General features: G+C 70.8%; 18 protein-coding genes. 7 read left to right on the top strand and 11 right to left on the bottom strand.

The annotated features are described in order from the left end of the window. Positions 1-7: 7 nt before the first annotated feature. Positions 8-370 (top strand): MmcQ/YjbR family DNA-binding protein, encoded by a 363-nt coding sequence (locus ACN27J_RS14350; protein WP_421366740.1) that lies wholly within the window; start codon positions 8-10, stop codon positions 368-370. Between the two features lie 16 nt (positions 371-386). Here ACN27J_RS14350 and ACN27J_RS14345 read toward each other — a convergent pair whose 3' ends face one another. The 6 genes from ACN27J_RS14345 to ACN27J_RS14320 all read right to left on the bottom strand — a co-directional run bounded on the left by ACN27J_RS14345 (position 387) and on the right by ACN27J_RS14320 (position 5,342). After that, positions 387-1,235: an ABC transporter permease subunit gene (locus ACN27J_RS14345; RefSeq protein WP_421366739.1), complete on the bottom strand. Its 849-nt coding sequence runs from the start codon at positions 1,233-1,235 to the stop codon at positions 387-389. Next, a complete protein-coding gene (locus ACN27J_RS14340) occupies positions 1,232-2,218 on the bottom strand; it encodes an ABC transporter ATP-binding protein (RefSeq protein ID WP_421366738.1) in 987 nt (328 codons plus the stop codon). Before ACN27J_RS14340 ends, ACN27J_RS14345 begins: the two co-directional genes overlap by 4 nt. Beyond that, the gene (locus ACN27J_RS14335; protein WP_421366737.1) at positions 2,215-3,321 is read right to left on the bottom strand and encodes a hypothetical protein; all 1,107 of its coding nucleotides are present in this window, start codon (positions 3,319-3,321) and stop codon (positions 2,215-2,217) included. Before ACN27J_RS14335 ends, ACN27J_RS14340 begins: the two co-directional genes overlap by 4 nt. After that, positions 3,321-3,824 carry a sigma-70 family RNA polymerase sigma factor gene (locus tag ACN27J_RS14330; RefSeq protein WP_421366735.1) on the bottom strand — a complete coding sequence of 168 codons (504 nt, stop codon included), beginning with the start codon at positions 3,822-3,824 and terminating at the stop codon, positions 3,321-3,323. The genes ACN27J_RS14335 and ACN27J_RS14330 overlap by 1 nt, the downstream gene beginning before the upstream one ends. A gap of 97 nt (positions 3,825-3,921) precedes the next feature. Continuing rightward, on the bottom strand, positions 3,922-4,257 hold the full coding sequence (locus tag ACN27J_RS14325) for a nitroreductase/quinone reductase family protein (protein WP_421366734.1): 336 nt from the start codon (positions 4,255-4,257) through the stop codon (positions 3,922-3,924). 104 nt (positions 4,258-4,361) lie between these two features. Beyond that, on the bottom strand, positions 4,362-5,342 hold the full coding sequence (locus ACN27J_RS14320) for a hypothetical protein (protein WP_421366733.1): 981 nt from the start codon (positions 5,340-5,342) through the stop codon (positions 4,362-4,364). Positions 5,343-5,736: 394 nt separating this feature from the next. Between ACN27J_RS14320 and ACN27J_RS14315 the strand changes: the two genes are divergently transcribed. Further along, the gene (locus tag ACN27J_RS14315; RefSeq protein WP_421366732.1) at positions 5,737-6,786 is read left to right on the top strand and encodes a hypothetical protein; all 1,050 of its coding nucleotides are present in this window, start codon (positions 5,737-5,739) and stop codon (positions 6,784-6,786) included. A gap of 78 nt (positions 6,787-6,864) precedes the next feature. Here ACN27J_RS14315 and ACN27J_RS14310 read toward each other — a convergent pair whose 3' ends face one another. Further along, on the bottom strand, positions 6,865-7,479 hold the full coding sequence (locus ACN27J_RS14310) for a hypothetical protein (protein ID WP_421366731.1): 615 nt from the start codon (positions 7,477-7,479) through the stop codon (positions 6,865-6,867). A 111-nt stretch (positions 7,480-7,590) separates the two neighbouring features. Next, the gene (locus tag ACN27J_RS14305; RefSeq protein ID WP_421366729.1) at positions 7,591-8,079 is read right to left on the bottom strand and encodes a hypothetical protein; all 489 of its coding nucleotides are present in this window, start codon (positions 8,077-8,079) and stop codon (positions 7,591-7,593) included. Between the two features lie 83 nt (positions 8,080-8,162). Here ACN27J_RS14305 and ACN27J_RS14300 point away from each other — a divergent pair, with 83 nt between their 5' ends. The 3 genes from ACN27J_RS14300 (at position 8,163) to ACN27J_RS14290 (ending at position 10,846) form a co-directional block, all read left to right on the top strand. Continuing rightward, entirely contained in the window at positions 8,163-8,900 is a 738-nt protein-coding gene (locus ACN27J_RS14300; protein WP_421366728.1) for a hypothetical protein, read from the top strand. A gap of 33 nt (positions 8,901-8,933) precedes the next feature. Then, positions 8,934-9,752 (top strand): hypothetical protein, encoded by an 819-nt coding sequence (locus ACN27J_RS14295; RefSeq protein ID WP_421366727.1) that lies wholly within the window; start codon positions 8,934-8,936, stop codon positions 9,750-9,752. 122 nt (positions 9,753-9,874) lie between these two features. Continuing rightward, complete coding sequence (locus ACN27J_RS14290; RefSeq protein ID WP_421366726.1) at positions 9,875-10,846, top strand: alpha/beta fold hydrolase; 972 nt, start codon at positions 9,875-9,877, stop codon at positions 10,844-10,846. A 47-nt stretch (positions 10,847-10,893) separates the two neighbouring features. Here the strand turns inward: ACN27J_RS14290 and ACN27J_RS14285 are convergent, their stop codons facing one another. Next, a complete protein-coding gene (locus ACN27J_RS14285; protein WP_421366725.1) occupies positions 10,894-11,727 on the bottom strand; it encodes a redoxin domain-containing protein in 834 nt (277 codons plus the stop codon). 94 nt (positions 11,728-11,821) lie between these two features. Then, positions 11,822-12,427 (bottom strand): TetR/AcrR family transcriptional regulator, encoded by a 606-nt coding sequence (locus ACN27J_RS14280; protein WP_421366724.1) that lies wholly within the window; start codon positions 12,425-12,427, stop codon positions 11,822-11,824. 58 nt (positions 12,428-12,485) lie between these two features. Between ACN27J_RS14280 and ACN27J_RS14275 the strand changes: the two genes are divergently transcribed. Further along, on the top strand, positions 12,486-12,989 hold the full coding sequence (locus ACN27J_RS14275) for a hypothetical protein (protein ID WP_421366723.1): 504 nt from the start codon (positions 12,486-12,488) through the stop codon (positions 12,987-12,989). A 214-nt stretch (positions 12,990-13,203) separates the two neighbouring features. Here the strand turns inward: ACN27J_RS14275 and ACN27J_RS14270 are convergent, their stop codons facing one another. Continuing rightward, on the bottom strand, positions 13,204-15,282 hold the full coding sequence (locus ACN27J_RS14270; protein WP_421366722.1) for an alpha-glucuronidase: 2,079 nt from the start codon (positions 15,280-15,282) through the stop codon (positions 13,204-13,206). A gap of 106 nt (positions 15,283-15,388) precedes the next feature. On the opposite strand from ACN27J_RS14270, the gene ACN27J_RS14265 reads away from it, so the two are divergent. Continuing rightward, complete coding sequence (locus tag ACN27J_RS14265; protein ID WP_278171293.1) at positions 15,389-15,889, top strand: DUF456 domain-containing protein; 501 nt, start codon at positions 15,389-15,391, stop codon at positions 15,887-15,889. Positions 15,890-15,893 lie beyond the last annotated feature (4 nt).

The following is a 15,893-nucleotide window of genomic DNA, read 5'->3' as shown; positions in this document are numbered from 1 at the left end:
TGCCTCGATGGCTGACGCGGACGACGTGCGCCGACTGGCGTCGGCGCTGCCGCAGGTCGTCGAGATCGACAGCGACGGCTTCGACTTCCGGGTCGCCGGCAAGGGCTTCGTCTGGTCCTATCCGGAGCGCCGGCCCGGCAAGCCACGGGTGATCCGGACCGACGTCGCCGTGCTGTACGTCGGCGACGAGGCGGAGAAGCAGGCGCTGCTGCTCGGCGAGCCCGACCTGTTCTTCACCACACCCGGCTACGACGGACTGCCGCTGGTGATGCTCCGGCTGGCGCGGGTCGACGTCGACCGGCTCGCCGAGCTGGTCACTGACGCCTGGCGGATGCGCGCCCCGGACGGGGCGGACCTGCCGGCGGGCTGAGCCACTGCATCAACCGTCACTGATCCCGCCGCTGGAACACCACCACGGCAAGGCCGAGGACCAGCGCGATCCACAGGCCCACCCAGACAAGGTAGGTGGTCGTCGGAGCCGCCGCGCTCAGAAACGGGTGGCCCTCGAATGCCGGCCCGAGCTGCGTCAGCAGGGTGGAGTCCTGAAAGGCGTTCATCGCCCCGCGCCACAGGCCGTCGGTCGGCAGCAGCATCTGTGACACGGCACCGACCCGAGCCACGCCGTCGTTGCCGAAGGCCTCGCCGACCCCGCCGATCACGCCCGCGACCCACCCGGCGCCGAACAGCCCGACCGCGACGATGCCCGACGCCATCGGCGAGACGGCAGTGGACAACAGCAGGCCGAGGGTGAGCAGCACGATGGCCTGGGCGGCGAGCAACGCCAGGCCGGCCAGCGGCCGGGGCGGCCAGTAGCCCACCGTGACCCAGACGATGAACAGCTGAGCGGATCCGGCGGCCGCCACGAAGCCACTGCCGAATGCCACCAACCCGAGCCACTTGCCGACCAGTACCGCCGAGCGGCGTACCGGCCGGGCCAGGACGGCCAGCGCCATCCCGGATTCGGTCTCGCCGGCGAGGGTAGGGCCGGCGAGGAACGCCGTACCGAGCGCGGCGATCAGGCTCAGGCCGAACATCACCAGGTTGAGCACCATGGCTGCGGCCAACCGGGACTCACCACTGGTCAGCCCGCCGAATGTGGCGTCGATCCGGGTGAAACCCCAGGCACTCAGCCCGAGGAGCACCGCCGTCAGCACGGCCAGCGAGCGCAGCACCCGCCGCCGGGCGGCCTCCCGGAGGGTGAGCGCGGCGACGACGAATACGGTCCGGAGCGTCAATGTTGGTCCTTCTCGCCCGATTCGGTACGGAGGATGGCCAGCAACCGTTCCTCCAAGCTGATCCGTGTCTGCTCCACGGCGTGCACCCGCACCCCGAGACCGACCAGGCCGGCGACCAGGTCGGGCACCGTACCGTCGTCGACCTCGGCTGGCGTGGCGGGCAGCGTCACGGTGAACTCGTCGCCGCTGCGGGTCAGCCGGCCGGCCGCCGCCAGCCGGGCCTGCGCCTGCGGGCCGACCTCGGTCAGCCGCAGCCGCAGCTCCCGCTGGCCGAGCAGTTCGGCGAGAGTGCCGGCAGCGGCGACCTGACCCTTGTCGAGGATGACGACCCGGTCGCAGACCCGCTCCACCTCGCCGATGAGATGCGAGTTGAGCAGGACGGCGACCCCACGGGTCCGGAGCGCCAGCAACAGGTCCCGTACGTCGGCCCTACCGACCGGATCGAGGGCGCTCGTCGGCTCGTCCAGCACGATCAGTTCCGGGCGGGCGACCAGGGCGACCGCCAGCCCGAGTCGCTGCTGCATGCCCTTTGAAAAGCCGCCGACCCGGTCGTCGGCTCGATCGGCGAGACCGACCATGGCCAGGCAAGCCCGCCGCTCGCTGGCCGGCACCTTCTCGCCGGCGAGGCGTACGTGCAGGTCCAGCACCTCGGCGGCGGTGAGCCACGGCTGATAGCGGAAGAGTTCCGGCAGGTAGCCGACGCGTGCCCGGGATCGATGGTCCTGCGCCGGCCGTCCCAGCAGCATCACCTCACCGGCGTCGGGCCGGACCAGGCCCAGCAGCATCTTGATGACGGTGGTCTTGCCGGCACCGTTTGGACCTAGCAGACCGACGACTTCGCCGCGGTCGACGGTGAAGGACACCCCGGTCACGACGGTTCGCCGCCGGTACCGCTTGCCTAGGCCGGAGCACCACACCGCTGGCGCCGGTGGCAGTTCGGCGAGCAGCTGCCGCGCGGCGTCCAGCGATGGCGTACCAGTCACCGTCGCCACCTTAGATTCCGGGCCACTGACAGTACCTCGTCGCTGCTCAGCGAGCCGGCCACGGCGCTGACGGTGCCGTCGTCCACCCAGACGACGCCGGCCATCGTGCCGGCCCGGGAGGCGAAGACGGTGGCCGGCATTCCGTTGACGTCGGTGGTGGAGCTGGTCAGCTTCTCGGCCGACATGAACAATGGCAACGTCGTCCCGTCGGCGGAGAATCCGCGCAACTGAGTCGCGACGTTTTCCGGCAGGATCGGCAGCGAGAGCAGATAGTCCCGAGCCGTGTCGAACGGTACGCCTGCGGAGTGCACGGTGGGGGCACCGGCACGGGCCACGACCAACGCCGGCACGGGCCGGTCCTGCGACCAGAACGCCGCGAACCCGGGGCCGGCGATCAGCCGGAACTGGCTGCCGTCCAGGCCTGGTGGCGGTGGCGGCACCGTCTCGCCCGCCGCCGCTGCGGTTCGTGCGGTCTGCTCCGCCGAGAAGGTGAAAACCGCGCTCACCCGGCCGCTGACGTGATATTGGGGCTCACCCGTGACACCACGGGGCAGCTCGCTCACCTGCGGGACGGAGAGTCCGGTTGCCTGCGCGGCGGCGGCCGCGTCGGCGACTGGGCGAACGTCGACCGGCTCGGTCACCACCAGCTCCCCGAAGTCGGACAGGTCGGGCATGCTGATCAGGTCGGCCTGGGGCGCGGTGACCGGGGCGATCCGCTCGGTGTGGAAGATCTGCAGCCAGTTCGTGGCGGCAGCGGTGCCGGCGCCGGCCAGCAGGGCGACGACCCCGGCCACGGCGACGATCGGGCTGCGCCACGCCCGCCACCGCCCGGCCGGCCGCCGCCGAGCGCCGGAGCCGGCCGCCGACACCGCCCGTCGGGTTCGTTCAGCGGTGACCGCGTGTGACAGCCGTTGCCAGCCCGCGTCCACGTCGGCGGCGGTCTCGACGTGCAGGGCCGCAGCGGCGACTGCCGCATCCTGCTGCGTGGCGGCGAGGCGGGACAAACATCCGGGACAGCCGGCCAGGTGCGCCCGGTCGACGTCGGCGACGCCTACCGGTTCGTCCAGCAGCCGGCGAAGTGTGCCGTCAGTTGGATGAGGCATCAGGATTCCAACTCCTCACGTAGGGCGGTCTCGGCACGACGTATCGTGGTGCCGACGCTGCCAGGGGAAAGATCGAGAGCTGCGGCGACCTCGGCGTAGCTGAGTCCGCTGTGCCGGAGCACGAGGGCGACAGCCTGCCTGCGGGGTAGCCGCGCCAGCGCGACCCGTACCCGGCGGCGGTCCTCGGAGGCCACCACTGTGTCGGCGACGTCCGGGGCCACCAGGCCGTCGACCCCGGCGGCCTCTTCGCGGTCAGCGCGCCGCCGGCCGGCACGGATGTGGTTCAGCGCGGTGTGCGCGGCCGCGACGGACAACCACCCGGCCGCTGCCCCGGCCGGCACCGAGGACCGGCCGAAGGCCAGGAACACCTCCTGCGCGACGTCCTCAGCTTCGTTCTGGCAGCCGAGAACCTTGGCGGCCACCGCGACGACCCGTGGGTAACTGGCGCGGAAGACCTGTTCGAGGTCGGGTCGGACCGCACCCGGTGCCGAAGGTTTCGGCACGGTCGCGGCGTCCCTCTGCTCGGCTTGCCTGCTCACATCTGCTAAGCACCGCCGCCACGCAGTTTGTGACGCCCGCCGGTCGGGAGTCGCCCGCCGGTCAGGAGTCCAGTTCGACGGTCACCGTGACCCGGCCACGGTCGTCGCGGCGGGCGACGGCATGACCGGCTCGGTCGACCCCGTCCAGGTGCAGCGAGACCGGCCCACCGGCACCGGTGAAGTTGCGCCACCACTTCTTGGCGTCCGGCAGCTTGACGGCGATCATGACGGTGCCGCCGGTACGGCGGTAGCCGACCGGGGTGCTGAAGGTGCGCCCGGATCGGCGTCCGGTGTAGGTGACCACCGTGAGGTGCCGGCGGACCAGCCGCCCCCACCGCGGCGACGAACGCAGCGCCACGGCACAGGCGTTTACTCGGCCGACGAGTCGTTGCGGCAACGGCCCTCGATAGCCCACTCGGCCTCCATCGCTCGACGATCCCTACCGGAAAGTAGCAGGACAAGGCGACAGCTGCGCCGGGGTTGCCCGCCGCGCGACCGCCCTCACTGCATGACGGTGGCCGGCGGGTGTGCCGGTGCGGTCGGGCAGGCGAAGACGTGCAGGGCGTAACCCCGACCGATGAGTACATCAACCGGGTTGCCGTCCGGATCGTCGGCGGACCGCCAGCGGGCGCTGCCGTTCTGTTCGCCCGAGCTCGCGGTGAGCAGCAACGTCATGGCCGCCCCGCACTCGGTGCAGTCGACCGGGTGCCAGTCGGAGAGTGACCAGTTGGCAAAACCGCCGATCTTCCAGCCCGGTGCGAGCGACAAATCTGTCTGATAACTGTGCCCGGACTGCTTTTCCCAGGCGTACAGCCGCTTCTTGAGATTCTCCGGCAGAAGTCCGACGTACTGGTACTCGCGGACCTGTTCCGGGCGCACCAGGCACGGCGTCGGCAGGTAGTTCTCGTTGACCACCACCGGCTCCGGCGCCGTTGCCAGCTGCTCGCCGAGGTCGGCGGTCCGCCGCCAGCGGAGCTCCACCCACGGGCTGTACCCGTTGTCGGGGTGGTCCAGCGGGCACCACAGCACCTGCAGCAGGTCCGCGTCCGGCGGGCCGGTGAGGCCCGCGACATCGTGCCGGTACAGCTGGGCCACCGGTACCAGCGCGATCGGCGTCTTCGCCAACGACACCGGCTCGGTGTAGTCGAACTCCGGCACGTCGGCATCCTCCGCGTCGGTCAGCCGGTACGGCAGGCCGGTGGCTGCCGCGCGGGCGGTCGCCGCCGCATAGACCCGGCGCATCCGGCGTACCGTCTCCGGGGTCAGCAGCCGATCGACGTAGTGCTCCCGGCCGGTGCAGTACGGCCAGGACTCGTCGGCCGGCCAGCGCAGCGGACCGCCGATCGAGCTGTCGAGCGGGCCCGGCTGCCCGGGGCGGGGGTGCAGCCGGGTGGCGGTGGCCGCGTACTCCCTCAGCTCGGGGAACAGCTCCTCGATGTCGGCCAGCGGTGACCCGGCCGCAGGATCCGACGGTCGCGCCAACTCGTCCTCCAGTTGCTGGTTGCGCGGGATGCTGTCGGTCGCGCGGATGCCCGCGCGGATCAGGACACCCTACCGGCGGATCAGGCCACCCTACCGGCGGTGCCGGCGGCCCGGCCCGTCGCCCGGATCGGGACAGTACGCCGCAGTTCTGGACGGCGAATGGCGCGTTTCCGATCGCGGTGTGACAGATTTCTTCGCTCGGCGAGCAGGAACATGATTGCTTTCCAGTGGTCGCCGACGCGGTCATAAATGAGAATGTTTTGTCACGTTCGCATCGGTTGGTGTATCCGGACTGTCTCAACATTGACATATCGCTATTGATCTTGCTGGTTCGTCGACTCTTATTCGAGAAGCTGCGGTAACCGGCCGCAATGTATACGGAGGAGTCATGTACGTGAGGAAGAGAACGCTCGTCGGCGCCGTCGCGGCGGCAGCCGTCGCGCTGGCCACGCTCGGCACCAGTGCGGCGCACGCCGCGCCGGAGGTCGGCAAGGAATCCACCGGCTCAGCCGTCGCCCGGCTCGACGACCGGCTGGCACCGGACCGGACCGCCCGCGCCACGGTCGCCGCCTCCGCTGCGGCGACGGCGACGTTGGAGACGATCCAACGCCGGATCGCCGACTACGTCGCCACCCACGGCACCAAGTACACGTTCGGCAGCTACCTCGACGCCACCACCGGCAGGATCGTCGTCGACACCGACGCACCCGCCGACCTGGTGGCCACCCTGATCAAGCCGGCCGGCACCACGGCGGCGCACCTGCGGGCGGCCAGCGAGGTACAGGTGGGCCGGTCCACCATCAGCGACTTCTGGCACCGCCGGGACGACATCCAGCCGTACTGGGGCGGCGGCGGCATCACCCAGACCGCCGGGGTCGCCTGGTGCTCGGCCGGGTACGCGGTGCAGAACGGCGCCGGCACCCGGTTCTCGGTCACCGCCGGGCACTGCTTCGCCAACGGCGTCAACGTGCTCACCGAGTCGGGTGCCAACCCGTACGGCGTGGTGTCGAACCGGCGGCTGCCCACGGTGAGCGGCCACGCCCAGGACATGGAGCTGGTCGGCGGCCGGTCCTACTCGGGTCGGATCTTCACCGGTGGGGTTACCAGCACCTCCAGCGTCCCGGTGGTGGCGGCAGGCACCGCGTACGTCGGCTTCTCCGACTACTGCCACAGCGGCCGTACCACCGGTGAGCACTGCGGGCACACCGCGACCAGCATCACCGGCCAGGTGTGCACCTCGACCGGCTGCAAGTCGCCGGTCATCGTCTTCAACGGCGGCACCCAGCCGGCGGGCGGCGACTCCGGCAGCCCGTTCTACGTGAAGGACTCCTCGGGCCGCGCCTGGATCCGGGGCAACGTGATCGCCGGCAACGGCGTCACCAGCTACGCGGAGCGCTACATCGACGTCGCTGCCGCGTACGGCATCAGCATCGTCACTGGCTGACTCCGTACCGACCGTTGAAAGGGCCGGGGACCATCCAGCGGTCCCCGGCCCAGCCTCGTCCGGCCCTCGGTCGCGTCCTCAGGTGACCCGCAGTGGCCACGGGCCACCGAAGGACACCAGCCGGTCCGTGCCGCCGTCCGGGAAGATGACCACCCGCGCGTACAGCTCGTAGTCACCAGTCGGAACCGGTCCGCCGGCCGGGTCGCAGGAAACCAGCGGTACGTCGCCGGGCAACTGCTCGACGTCGCCGGCCGCCAGATCCCACTGGACGCCGATCAGGTCCTGCGCCGCCGGCACCGCCGCCACCCTGCCCTGCCGGACCAGGAACACCTCGGCCCGGGGGCTGACCACGCCACGGACGGCGCGTCGACTGGTCACCTCGACGGTGCCGGTGACGGCGCGGTCGGTGCCGGACGCCGTCAACGGGAACCGCCCATCGACGGTCAGCACGTCGTCGCCCGGCGTCTCGAACGGTTGCCCGCAGCCGAGCGGGTCGGTGCTGGCGGACGGAGCAGGATTGATGGTCGCCCCCTCCTCGGGAACCGGTCCGGAGCTGGCAGCTTCGACCGGACCGGGAGACCCATCCGTGCCGGGTGAGCTACCTGCGCCGGGGCCCGCGCAGCCAGCGGCGGCGAGCGCCACGACGAGCGGGAGAAGAGCGAGCCTTCCCGGGTACCTCCGATGGTGCTGCATGGCCACCTCCTTGGCGAGGGGCGTCGGATCAGACAGCGATTGGACGCGTACGCAGCGACTTCGGTTCCCTGGCCAGCGGCCGTAGCCCAGCGGCCGCGTAGCCTCAGCCGGTCAGGGAGATCCCGACAGTGCGCCGATGAGCCCGAAGCCGCCGCAGCACAGCACCCCGACCACGACGAGCGCGACCAACGCGATCAGGTAGTTCGACCACATCCCGAACTTCGTGATGTCGGTGCCGTACCCGTCGTGGACGCGGTTGCGCCAGCCGCCGAACCGGAACGACAGCGGATGCGCCGCGCCGGGGTGCGCGACGACCGTCGTGGTGATCACCGGCACGCCCATGAAGTCGGTGTACCGGACGTCGTGCTGCCCGGCCGGCACTGCCACGTGCCAGGTGCCCTCGTGGGGGATCGGGACGTCGCGGCCGTCGACCTTGAACCTGCCCGCCGCCGTCGCCGGTACCAGGTACGGTCCCCGGTTGACCGAGACGACCAGCACGGCGCAGCCCGGTGGCGGTGCGATCGGCTGCGGGTAGGCGACCAGGAGAGACACGGCACCGGGCATCGGCGGGTAGCCGGGATGGTGAGGGGGGTACGACATCGCCACATCCTGGCATGCGCTGTTGCATCGATGCGTCACTGTGGGCGCAGAGCGGTCACCGGTGTGAAGGTGGGTCGGCGCCAATGGTCCATGCAGCCGAAGAAGCGATATCGGGGTGGGCGGCGTTCGGGTGGGTCGTCGCGATCGCCGCCGGTGGCGGTCTCCTGGTGTTGGGGCTGATCTGGCTGCTCGTACGCGGCGAGCAGTCGCGCGACGCCCAGCTCGTCCAGCAGCTGCGGGCCGATCTGCTACCGGAGGCCGCCCGGACCGGATGGGTCGAGTCCGAGCCCGTTCCGGAGCTGACCCGGTGGGGCCTCGGCACGGTCGTGCCGGACGAGAAGCGCTGCTGTTCGCTCGCCAGCCAGCAGGCGGGTCAACCGGCAGCCCTGGTCTGGTGCGTGCACGACGACAACGACGGGACGACACGTTACACGGTGCTGCTCGTCGGGCTGGCCGTCCCGGTGCCGGCCATGGAGATCCGCCGCCGGTTCAATATTCTCTCCCTGCCCCGGTCCAGGCCGACCGGTCAGGAAACCGACGAGGACGCTCGGTTCGAGCGGACCTTCAAGATCGTGTCGTACGCCGATCCCGATGCCCTCCGTCGGCTGTCGACCGGCCCGGTGCGTCGCGCCCTGCATCGACTGCACGAGTTGGGTGGGCTGGACCATGAGCCGATCCGGTTGGAAGGCCGGGCGATGCGCGTCGTCCTGTACGGCTGGCCACGGCTACCGGCAATCTGCGAACGACTGACCGCCACCATCGAACTCGCCACCGCGCTGTCGACGGCCGGCACCGACGACCCGGCGCCGGCAGGTACCTGACCGGCGGATGTTCGAGTCAACGGAGCGGTGCCTGTGGAGATCATCGTCCTGGCCGTCCTCGCGGTCAGCGTGTTGACGATAGTGGTGTCCTTCTATCTGGGTGGCCGGATACGGAGGCTGCGCAGGCTCGCGGAGCTCGTCTCCGGTACGCCGAGGCTGACCGCCGAGGATGGCGGGTCGGCGGTGGCGGCGGAGCAGGTTGCGGCGGGGCGGGTGGCCGTGGTCGGACGTACGGTCGCCGGGCCCGGCGGGCTGGTGCCGGCCCCTCTGTCGGGCATCGGCTGCGTCTGGTACCGGATCGTCGTCACCCGGCAGGACACCGTCGGCTCCAACGAGGGCGTCGGCTCGTTCGAGCTTTACGCCACGTCGGGTGGGACCGATCCGATCCCGGTGGTCGACGGGCCGCAAACTCTGCTGCTGCACGTCACGGTGGAGCTGGCCGGGCAGGCGTTGGCGCCGTGGGCCGGTTCGTTGTTCGAGGTCAGCGTGACGGAGCACACCGCGCGGACCCGCTCCGACCCCGTACCGCCGGCTCCTCGGCTGGCCGAGCTGCAACGGTCCGGCGCAATCGGTCCGGAGCAGTTGCGACCCGGGCGCGACACCCGGGGTTTCATGGTCACCGAGTACGTCGTCCGGGCCGATCGACCCGTACTCGCCATCGGTCGGCCCCGACCGTACGGCGACACGGTGGCGCTCGAACCGGTCCGGGGTGGCAGCGGCGCGACGACCGCGACCGCCGAGCAGATCCGCGCGCACGTCGCACGGGCGATCGTGCTGCCCCAGCGACTCTGGCTGCTGCTGCTCCTCGGCACTGTCCTGCTCGTCGTCGGCTTCTGCCTGGTAAGTGCCTAGACGAGCCAGACCAGAGCGGCCCATCATTCCCTATGCTTCCTTATCTTGTTGTTCGGTTGGGAAGCATAGGGTAACTTGGCGCTCATGGTGTTGCTAAATGTTGGTCCTCGCCGAGGTCGGCGATGAGCCCGATCTACCAGTCCGAGGACGCGCGCCGCGCGGTCGAGCAGCGGTACCGGGCGTTTCTGCGGCGCTGGCCGGTGCCGGCGACGGAGGCGACGGTCCCCACCCGGCACGGCGATACGTTCGTCATCGTGAGCGGTCCCCGGGACGGCCCGCCGGTCGTCGCGCTGCACGGCGGCAGCTTCAACTCGGCGGCGTGGACCGGTGACGTCGCGACCTGGGCGCAGACCCACCGGGTGTACGCCGTCGACGTCATCGGCGAACCCGGACTCAGCGCACCGTCGCGACCCCCGCTCACCTCCGGTAGCTACGCCGATTGGCTCGACGACGTGCTGGTCGCGTTCGACATCGGCCAGGCTGCGTTCGTCGGCGCCTCGTTGGGCGGGTGGCTGGCGCTCGACTACGCGCAGCGTCGACCGGGGCGGATCACCCGGCTCGCGTTGCTCGTGCCGGGCGGCATCGGTCGGCAGAGGTACGGCGCGGTCATCGGGTCGCTCTTCCTCCTGCCGTTCGGCGAGTGGGGCCGGCGTGCGGCCGTCCGACTCGTGCTCGGCCCGTCCCCGGCGACGTCCGATGTCACGGCGAGGTCCGATGTCACGGCTACGTCCGGTGTCTCGGCTACGTCCGGTGTCTCGGCTACGTCCGGTGTCACGGCTACGTCCGAGTCGGCGGAGCTGGCCGACTTCCTGCTGCTCATCCAGCGGAGCTGCCGGTCGCGACGCAACCGGCTACCGATCTTCAGCGATGATGGACTGCGCCGTCTCGCCGTCCCGGTGCTGGTCGTCGCCGGAGCGAAGGACCGGCTGCTGGACTCCCGGCAGACCGCCCGCCGGGTGCGCCGACTGCTGCCGCATGCTGCCGTCGTCCTGCTGCCCGGCACCGGGCACATCCCCATCGGGTACACCGGATTCGTCCAGCGGTTCCTGACCGGCGAGGATGCCCGCGTCCCGGACCATCCAGCCGGAGCGTGACTGGCCATCGGGTGCCCGCCGCCGGACACGACGGCGGGCGGCGGCGCTCACCGCAGCAGCAGACCCCCGACGACTGCGACGATGATCAGCAGCAGCCCCGCTGCGGCTGGGCCGCGGTAGTCGGCGGGGAGCCGGCGGAACAGCCGTGACAGTCGACCGAGGACCGCCAGCGGTGCCGCCGCGCGCCAGACGTCACGTTCGACGCCGCGTCCGGCGAAGGCCACCACGCCGGGCAGGTGGCCGACCGCCCGCAGCAACGGTCGCACCATCGCCCTGCTGGCACCCCGTACGGGCGGCTGGCCGGCGGATGCCCGGGTCAGTGCGGACCGCAACCCGCGCTCGTCGTTGGCCCAGTGTGCCCGGTAAATGATGACGCCGGTAGGGCTCAGCAGGTAGGCCGAGTTCGGTTTCGGGGTCATGGCCCGGTGCAGGTCGCCGTCGATGTCGTCGACCGCGACCTCGAAGGTGAACCCGTGGTGGGTACGCAGTTCCTGAGCGTGTGCCCACTTCTCCGGCGTGGTCCGTGGCTGGGCGAACACGTCACCGGGATGTGCTTCGCGGGTGTTGACCAGCACGAACCGTACCTGTCCGGCGAATTCGGCGTGCAGGGCGCGCAGGATCGGGCCGGCGCTCTCGGTGACCGGGCAGGTGCGTGATCCGAAGATCATCAGCACCGGCAGTGGCCCCAGGTCGTCACTGCGAAACCGCCCACCGTCCAGGGTGGGCAGATCGAAGGCCGGCACCGGGTCGCCGGCGCCGGGCGCGTCGGCACGGAAGAACATGTCGTCGATGAGCAACGCGGTGGTGAAGCGCTCGAACCGGTACGTGGACTGTGGCGTGGCTGTGGGTCGGCTGCCGGTCGTGGTCGCTGGCCTGTCCATGGTTGGTCCTCCTGGGGCGTCGTGCCGTACGGTAGTTGACCATTCGGTCAACTGAGCGGGTACGCAAAGCCGCACGTCACCGTTGACGTGCGGCTCAGTCGGTCTGGTCGATGAGTGACCGGACGGCGGTACGGGTGGTAGCCACGAGGGCCGGATCGTCGTAGACCTTCGCCAGCAGCGCCATACCCTGCAGGTAGGCGAGGACGCGCAGGGCCGCCGCCTCCGGGTCGGTGGTCCGGGTCAACTGGCCGCGTGCCCGAGCCTCCCGGATGGCGTCGACGAAGTAGCGGGTCCAGGCCCGCAGGACGTTCTGCGAACGGTCGCGGCCCGGCCCCGGCTGGGCGGACAACTCCGTGGTCAGATCACCCAACGGGCAGCCGGGCGTCGCGCCCATCTTCTCGCGCATCAGCCTGAGCATTCGGGCGAAGCCGTCGATGAAACGGTCGATGCGGGCGAGTGGCTCGACCTCGGCCTGGAACGCCTCGTCCAGCACGGCCTGCATCATCGTCCAGTTGAGGTCGAGCACCGCCAGGCCGAGCGCCTCCTTCGACGGGAAGAAGTGGTAGAGACTGCCCCGGTGGACGCCGGCTCCCGCGCAGATGTCCTCAATGCTCACCTCGGCCAGCGAGGTGCCGTGCACGAGGTCGCGTGCCGTGCGCAGCAGGCGCTCCCGGGTGTCTCTCGCCATCGGCTTCCTCATCTCTTGACTGTCCGGTCAACAGCCTATGGAAACTTGACCGTACGGTCAAGAGAGCGAGGTGTCTGTCTCACCGAGGTGGGCAGCCAGCCCACCCGCAGGGGATGTGGCGGGTGGCTGTGCCTCTGGCACGATCGTCGTCGAGTCAATCGTCGTCGAGTCAGCGCTACGACCGAGCGATCCTCGATTCGACGTACTGGGCCACGATCCGCTCACGGCGGTCCGCCGCTCGGTCGACGTCGCGGTCGAGGCGTTCGCCCGCCCCGGGGTGCTCGACACCGTCGTCCATCATCCGGCCGGCGACATGCGGGGCCGGCGGCTGGCCGGGCTGTGTTTCAACGACAACCTGGTGCACGGCTGGGATCTGGCCCAGGCGATCGGCGTCGACGCGACCCTCGACCCGGTGCTGGTCGAAGCCGCCCACGCGTATCTCGCACCGGTAGCGGGTTCCCTGCCGAGGCGGTACTTCGCGACGGCGCCGGAGGTGGGTCCCACCAAGGACCGCCAGATCCAACTGCTCGCCCTGCAGGGCCGTGACCCGCGAGCCTGGAACCGGTCGGCATAGCGGCTCGTCGTTCTCGTGATCATTTGATGCCCTGCTGGAAGAATCCCGGCGTGTCGCCCAGCAGGGCATCAAGTGATCATGGCGCGGGGGAGCTCCGCTGTCACCCTGCGGCTGTTCCCGCTCCGCATCGACTCCGGCGCACTGCTCGACGGATGACCGGGCTCGACGGGTGACCGAAGACGGCGGGTGACCGGGCACGACGGGTGACCGCCGGTCAGTGGATGCGGCGGCCGTGCGCGTCGGGGATGCCGGACTTGCGGAAAAAGTAGGTGTTGATCTGGTCGCGCCACTCCCGCGCCGAGCGGACCTGCTCGTCGAGGCGGTCGGCGACCCGGGCGTACAGGGCCGGGTCGAGGCCGGTGTCGGCGATGTCCAGCCACCGCTCCCGCATGGCGATCGCCTCGTCGACTCCGGCGAAGTGGGTGTCGTAGATGTGCTGGATGACCGTCGAGCCGCTGTGCAGCAGGTGGTCGTACGGCACGTGGTGGAAGAACAGCAGCAGCTCGTCGGGGCAGTCGGTCAACGACTCGTACACCTCCGACCAGGGTTTCGGGTACTGGCCGGTGTAGCCGGTGCCGGTGGCCCGGGTCCGGTCCACGCCGACGCCGTCGCGGTCGGCGAAGTGGTAGGTGCCCCATCGGGAGTACTCGTACCCGTCGACGGACGGGCCGTAGTGGTTGCCGGGGTTGACCATGAAGCCGACACCCAGCGGCGCGGTGTACCGCTCGTAGGTACGCCACGAGCCGTCCATCATCGCGTGCAGCGTCTGCCGCAACCGCCCCGGATCGGCGACGGTGCCGGCCGCGTCGCCGGCGGGGAAGGTCAGGTCGATCCACTCGTCGAGCAGCGCGGTCGGGTCGGCGGTCGGGTCCCAGCCGAGCCGGCCGAACGCGTACAGGTTGGCCTGGGCGAGCGGATGTCCGCACCAGAACGGGTCGTCGCCGACGTTCGACACGGCGGCCAGGGTGCCGCCACGCCCGGCGATTGCGGCGACCGACGAACCCAGGTCACCGCTGACGTCACCGTCGGCTTCCAGACTGTCGCCGTCGAACCGGAAGCCGAGTACCTCACTCCACAGCGGAGGTAGATAGCAGACGTGCAGCTGGTGCCCGGTGTACTCCTGGGTGACCTGCAGCTCCACGGCCAGCCGGGTGGCCGGCATCGCGCCGATCACCGGCGACACCGGCTCGCGGGGCTGGAAGTCGACCGGCCCGTACTTGACCTGCACGATCGCGTTGTCACGGAACTGGCCGTCGAGCGGGGCGAAATGGTCGTACGCGGCCCGCGCCCGGTCGGTGGTGCGGTCCCGCCAGTCCTGCCGGTGGTTGTAGACGAACGCCCGCCAGTGCACCACCCCGCCGTACGGGGCGAGGGCGTCGGCGAGCAGGTTGGCGCCGTCGGCGTGGCTGCGCCCGTACGCGAACGGGCCGGGCTGGCCCTCTGAGTCGGCCTTCACCACGTACCCGCCGAAGTCGGGCACCCTGGCGTAGACCTGGGCGGTGGTGGCCGCCCACCAGTCGCGTACCGCCTCGTCGAGCGGGTCGGCCGTGGCCAGGCCGCCGAGCACCATCGGCGCGGCGAAGGTCACCGACAGGTGCAACCGGATGCCGTACGGGCGGAAGATGTCGGCGAACGTGGCGACGTCGTCGAGCCGGTCGGTGAGCAGCCGCGCCTCGGTACGCCCCACGTTGACGTTGTTGATGGTGACCGCGTTGACGCCGCTGGCGGCGAGCAACCGGGCGTACGCCCGGACCCGGTCGAGGTCGTCGGTGATCGCGCCGTCCCGCCAGAAGATCGACCCGCCGGAGTAGCCGCGCTCCACCTGCCCCATCACCGGGTGCACGTCGACGTTGTCCCAGTGGTCGAGCATCCGCCGCCGGATCGCCGGCCGGTGCGTCCGCGTCGCCATGTCGTCGCCGAACGCCGACTCGCCGAGCCGGACCACGTGGAACAGCCCGTACAGCAGCCCCGCAGGGGCGTCGGCGGTGACCGTGGTGAGACCGCCGGTCCGGCCGAGGGTGTAGCCCTCCTCGCCGAGGTCGTCGACCGCACCGGCTGTCGCACCGGGACCGGCGGCACCGGTCAATGCCAGCATCAGGTCCGCCTCGCCGTCGACCGACAGCCGGGTCACCGATCCGCCGAACCGGTCGCAGGCCGCCCGCACCTCGGCGTACACGGTGGCGACGGACTTTTCGGTGCCGGAGACCAGAGTGTGCCGCGACCCGATGGCGCGCCACGCCTGGGCGGGCAGCCAGGCCGGATGAACATGGTCTGCCGGTGCAGCAACGGCCACGCGATCCTCCCGAGGTTTCCGACATTGTTTCGGATCCGTAGCCGAATCGCAGCCCTCGGATGACGCCGGGTTCGACCTGCTGGCGGCCGTCGGTCACCCTGTCGGTGTGGATCTCGACGACACACAGACGCTGGTCACCCTGCTCAGCGGCCTGGCCATCCTGGTCGGGCTGATCGGCGTGATCGTGCCGATCCTGCCCGGTCTGCTGCTCTGCTGGGCCGGGGTGCTCGGCTGGGCGGTCTTCAGCGACGCCGGTGGCGGCCGGTGGCTGATCGTCGCCGTGGCGACCCTGATCGCCGTCGGCGGCACGGTGATCAAATATCTGTGGCCGGGACGGGACCTGAAACGGGCCGGCGTACCCAACCGGTCGCTGCTGGTCGGCGGCGCGCTGGGCCTGGTCGGCTTCTTCGTCGTCCCGGTGCTCGGCCTGGTGATCGGCTTCGTGCTCGGCGTCTGGCTGGCCGAGCGGCAGCGGCTCGGCGACTTCGCCGCCGCCTGGCCGGCCACGAAGCGGGCGGTGCTGGCGGTCGGGCTGGCGATGCTGATCGAGCTGGGTGCCGCGCTCGCGATTGCCGGACTGTGGCTGCTCGGCCTGCTCGTGGCCTGAACCA

The sequence above is a fragment of the Solwaraspora sp. WMMB762 genome, from assembly GCF_049179115.1.
Classification (GTDB): Bacteria; Actinomycetota; Actinomycetes; order Mycobacteriales; family Micromonosporaceae; genus Micromonospora_E.
Note: the sequence above shows the minus strand (reverse complement) of the source record. Positions and strands in the feature narration are given on the sequence as shown.

Excerpts from the sequence above, each read along its gene's own strand:
- ACN27J_RS14350 (WP_421366740.1), top strand. The coding sequence starts at position 8 with ATGGCTGACGCGGACGACGTGCGCCGACTGGCGTCGGCGCTGCCGCAG.
- ACN27J_RS14335 (WP_421366737.1), bottom strand. The coding sequence starts at position 3,321 with ATGCCTCATCCAACTGACGGCACACTTCGCCGGCTGCTGGACGAACCG.
- ACN27J_RS14305 (WP_421366729.1), bottom strand. The coding sequence starts at position 8,079 with ATGTCGTACCCCCCTCACCATCCCGGCTACCCGCCGATGCCCGGTGCC.
- ACN27J_RS14310 (WP_421366731.1), bottom strand. The coding sequence starts at position 7,479 with ATGCAGCACCATCGGAGGTACCCGGGAAGGCTCGCTCTTCTCCCGCTC.
- ACN27J_RS14280 (WP_421366724.1), bottom strand. The coding sequence starts at position 12,427 with ATGAGGAAGCCGATGGCGAGAGACACCCGGGAGCGCCTGCTGCGCACG.
- ACN27J_RS14290 (WP_421366726.1), top strand. The coding sequence starts at position 9,875 with ATGAGCCCGATCTACCAGTCCGAGGACGCGCGCCGCGCGGTCGAGCAG.
- ACN27J_RS14285 (WP_421366725.1), bottom strand. The coding sequence starts at position 11,727 with ATGGACAGGCCAGCGACCACGACCGGCAGCCGACCCACAGCCACGCCA.
- ACN27J_RS14300 (WP_421366728.1), top strand. The coding sequence starts at position 8,163 with ATGGTCCATGCAGCCGAAGAAGCGATATCGGGGTGGGCGGCGTTCGGG.